Source organism: Streptomyces sp. NPDC055140 (assembly GCF_053607285.1).
This window is the reverse complement of the sequence record NZ_JBSGTG010000128.1, coordinates 1-3,468: the sequence shown is the minus strand read 5'-3', so window position 1 is coordinate 3,468 and position 3,468 is coordinate 1. Positions and strand designations below refer to the sequence as shown.

Below are 3,468 nucleotides of genomic sequence, written 5' to 3'. Positions count from 1 at the left end.
GTTGCGGCCTCTCCATCGGGAATGTCGGGTACGTCGATGGCGGTCAGGATTCGGCGGGAGTCATCAGTAATCAGGAACCGCATGAAGGTCTCCAGAGGTCGGGCACGGATCTGTGCCGCACCGCTTTGGCCGAAGTTGGTGTGACTGGGGCTAGCCCGGCAACGGGTTCGGCAGGTGTCTGCTCCGAGAACGCCCCAGGCCCGCCCCGGCCGTGGTGACGGCGCAGGGCGGGCTTGGGGCGGGTTGTGGCAGCTCAGCGGGAGGCGCGGGCTTTGGCCAGCTGGCGCTCGAGTCGGGCGGTGGCCTCGGCGCCCCGTTGCTGCTGAAGTTCACCGAAGGATGCGGGTAGGTGGGTGCCACGTCGGTTGATGGTCATGCCGACGCGCTTGGGTCCGTACGCGGCCAGGAGGTCGGAAGCGGCTTGGGAGGAGTACCCGGCCTTCTCCAGCGCGGCAAGCGTGGGGAAGACGTCGGCGTGACGGTCCCGGTCGCGGTCGATCAGGTCGTCTTCTTTGCCCCCCAGTGAGTAGATGAGCGTGAGGTTCTTGGGGCGGTTTGGTTCCAGCAGCCGGCGTGCCCGCGAGACTTCTTTGGTGTATGCGTAGAAGCGCAAGTACTTGGGGGCACCAAGAATGATGTCCAACCACATCAACGTGTACGGATCGTCGTAGAAGTCTCCGGAGTCATGGATGCGGATCTCTCCTGCGGCCCCTGTCTTGGGGTTCGGCTGGTAGCGGGGGTGACGCAGCTCGGCGGCCATTCGTTCCCGCCAGAGGAGCGGTGTGTCCAGGACCATTTGTAGGTTTCGCAGGTGCTTCGCGCGCACGGCCGGGAAGCGGATGTAGGCGGAGTCTTTGCCTCGGGCGTAGCAGTGCTTGAGGCACTCACTCGCCGAAGGGCACACGTTGACGTTGCGCACGGTCAGTGTTCCGTCGGGGGCCTGGCTCTCGAGACGCACTGGCCCTGCGGGCAACGTCCAGTTCCAGATGCCTTGTTCACGCATTTTGCCGTTCTGGGACAGCAGTTGTTGGGTGGCCATGATGAGGCACTCCACGAGTCCAGGGGTTTCGGATGAGGTGGTGTGCGGTGTAGGCGGCAGTCGGTGAGACAGCCCAGCCGCGGGCCACGGTGCTGTCTCGGTGCCATGCCAGCGCCCGACCCTTCGCGGACGCCGGACTACGGGATGAAGGACCCGGCGTCGGCGGTCAGAGGCGGTGGGGTGGGCTGCGCAACGAGCTGGTCCGGTCCCCCGCTGAGATGGAAGGGACGTGCCACGCGGCGCGGGGCCGGTCCAGCGCGCTCACACTCGCCCTCCCGGCGGCAAGCCCCGCAACCTCCGCCGGGCGGGCAGGTGTTCGCTGGCCGATCCGGACAGGGCAGCTGTGTCTGCGTCGCCCTGTGGGCGGGGCGCCTGGCGGCCGTCGGGGAACGGCAATACCCCGGCGCCCCGGGCAGGAGACCGGGGCGCCGGGGCGGGGAGTTCTAAGCGGCGCGGGTCAGGCTGCCCTTGGGGGCCTTCCTCGCCGCGAGGGTGTTCTTCTTGAGCTTCTTCGAGCCGGAGACGAGGTCCTTGAAGCCCTGGCCCGATCGGAAGCGGGGTACCGAGGTCTTCTTGACTCGTACGCGCGCGCCCGTCTGTGGGTTGCGGGCGTAGCGGGCGGGGCGGTCGACCTTCTCGAACGAGCCGAAGCCGGTGATCGAGACGCGGTCGCCCTTGACGACGGCTCGAACAATGGCGTCGAGGACGGCGTCGACAGCGTCGGCGGCCTGCCGGCGGCCGCCCGTCTTGTCGGCGATGGCCTCGATCAGCTGGGCCTTGTTCATGGAGTGATCCCCTCTGAGTTGTACCAACTTGGTTGCCTGTGCCGGGTCTTGGGCCGGTCTGGCGTGATGCACTGTGCGGCGCCGCCGAGTTACCCCCGCAACTCGCCTGGTCAGGAGCCGTTGAAAACCAGGTGCCCGCCCCCGCGGGTGGCGTGGGCGGGCCTCGGTAGGTGCTCCGTCGGGAACGTCGTATCGGCTCAGCTGGCGGGGCCGAACCGCTCGGGGTCCAGGAGTCGGATCGCGGTGATCAGCGCCTTGTTCTCGTCGATGCGCAGTGGCCCGTGGGCAAGGAGGTAGTCCAGGCCTTCCGGCTCGGTCAAGTCATGCACGAGTTGGGCGGTGCCGCACTGCCAGGCCTCGGATTCGGAGACGAGGTAGCTGAAAAGGGCTTCGGCTGTCTGGTCTTCGAGCGGGGGAGGTTCCGACTCGTCATAGTCGGCGTTCTCGGCGGCGACCTCGTCGGGGTCCGACGGGTCGATCAGCACCAGGCCGAGGGCCTCCCGCAGTTCATCGTCGAGGCGCAGCTCGTAGGCGCCTTCGGCGGAGTCGGTGAGGTGGACGATCGTCGGGCCGGGCTCCTTGCCTGGGGCGGTGACCAGTCGGGTCCAGGACAGGGCCAGGGGTTCGGGCGCCCCCTGGGCGGTCAGGGCGGCCTCCAACTGGTCGCGCAGGATGCTGAGGACGGCATTACCCCCGCGGCGTCGGTCGCCCAAAGGGGTGGCGCAGCGGTGGAGGAATTCGGTGAGCAGTGCTCGGTCGTGGGCGGCCAGCTCTGCGCTGGTGAGGGGAGCGTTCGATGCCATGGCGGTTCCTCCGAAGGGGCTCGGGGTGAGATGCCCGGGCGGGGTGGCGGCCCGGTGGTCGAACCGTGCCGTGGCAGTCGGCTACGTGGGCAACTCCTCCACGCAAGCAATCGCTGAGGATCGTTGGTCCGGTATGGCAGCGAAGGGGACGGGGCGGCGGTCGGCGGTCGCCAGGATGCGTGCGGTCTCGTCGGGGTCAGCCATGGCGGCGGGATCGAACCAGTAGTAGTGGGCGATTCCCGCGGCCAGGGGGTACACCTGCTCCCAGGGAGGGATGCCGCCCTGCGCCGCGGGGACCGTCTCGGGGAGGTCAAGGAGGATGTCGACCGCCACTTCGAACGCCTCGGCGCGGAAGTCGCGGGCGAGCCGGCGTCGTTGGCTCGGGGTCAGGCCGGCCAGGTGGGGGCGGCCGATGGAGTCGCTGGCTGTTACCGGCGCAACTGCCTCGTCCTCTCCCATGCCTCTGCGTGCGAGCTCGGATATGCCGAAAGCCCGCCCCGGTGGAAGGGGGCGAGCCGACACGTGCAGGGTGCTGGAGCAGGTCGTCGTGTTCTGCCGAGGATGAGCCGCTCGGCCACGCGCAGGGCGTTGTGGCTCGTGGTGTCGCGGCTCATGGGGGGCACGAGCGCAGCAGCGTTCGGCGCTTCGTAGACGGACTGCCTCCTCTTAGCCAGGGCGGACGTCTTCGGGCCAGTGGTTCCCCGGGGTGCAAAACGGACGGAGCGGCTTCACTCGCGGGCTTCCACGTATCGCTCACTCGCCTCAGCTCGCCCCTTCTTTGGCTTGGGCCGGACATGGCTGTGCCCCGCACTCCTCGGACGAGGGGTGCGGGGCACACGGT

At 68.6% G+C, this 3,468-nt stretch carries 3 protein-coding genes and 1 pseudogene; all 4 read right to left on the bottom strand.

What is annotated here, in order from left to right; genetic code table 11:
• Positions 1 to 253: 253 nt before the first annotated feature.
• The 4 genes and pseudogenes from ACWFR4_RS48140 to ACWFR4_RS48125 all read right to left on the bottom strand — a co-directional run bounded on the left by ACWFR4_RS48140 (position 254) and on the right by ACWFR4_RS48125 (position 3,086).
• The gene (locus tag ACWFR4_RS48140) at positions 254 to 1,039 is read right to left on the bottom strand and encodes a GP88 family protein (RefSeq protein WP_453658245.1); all 786 of its coding nucleotides are present in this window, start codon (positions 1,037 to 1,039) and stop codon (positions 254 to 256) included.
• 455 nt (positions 1,040 to 1,494) lie between these two features.
• Positions 1,495 to 1,824: pseudogene (locus ACWFR4_RS48135) on the bottom strand (HU family DNA-binding protein); the annotation flags it as partial.
• A 197-nt stretch (positions 1,825 to 2,021) separates the two neighbouring features.
• Entirely contained in the window at positions 2,022 to 2,627 is a 606-nt protein-coding gene (locus tag ACWFR4_RS48130) for a hypothetical protein (protein WP_453658243.1), read from the bottom strand.
• Positions 2,628 to 2,708: 81 nt separating this feature from the next.
• Positions 2,709 to 3,086: a hypothetical protein gene (locus tag ACWFR4_RS48125; protein WP_453658241.1), complete on the bottom strand. Its 378-nt coding sequence runs from the start codon at positions 3,084 to 3,086 to the stop codon at positions 2,709 to 2,711.
• Between the last annotated feature and the right edge of the window lie 382 nt (positions 3,087 to 3,468).

Excerpts from the sequence above, each read along its gene's own strand:
- ACWFR4_RS48140 (WP_453658245.1), bottom strand. The coding sequence starts at position 1,039 with ATGGCCACCCAACAACTGCTGTCCCAGAACGGCAAAATGCGTGAACAA.
- ACWFR4_RS48130 (WP_453658243.1), bottom strand. The coding sequence starts at position 2,627 with ATGGCATCGAACGCTCCCCTCACCAGCGCAGAGCTGGCCGCCCACGAC.
- ACWFR4_RS48125 (WP_453658241.1), bottom strand. The coding sequence starts at position 3,086 with ATGGGAGAGGACGAGGCAGTTGCGCCGGTAACAGCCAGCGACTCCATC.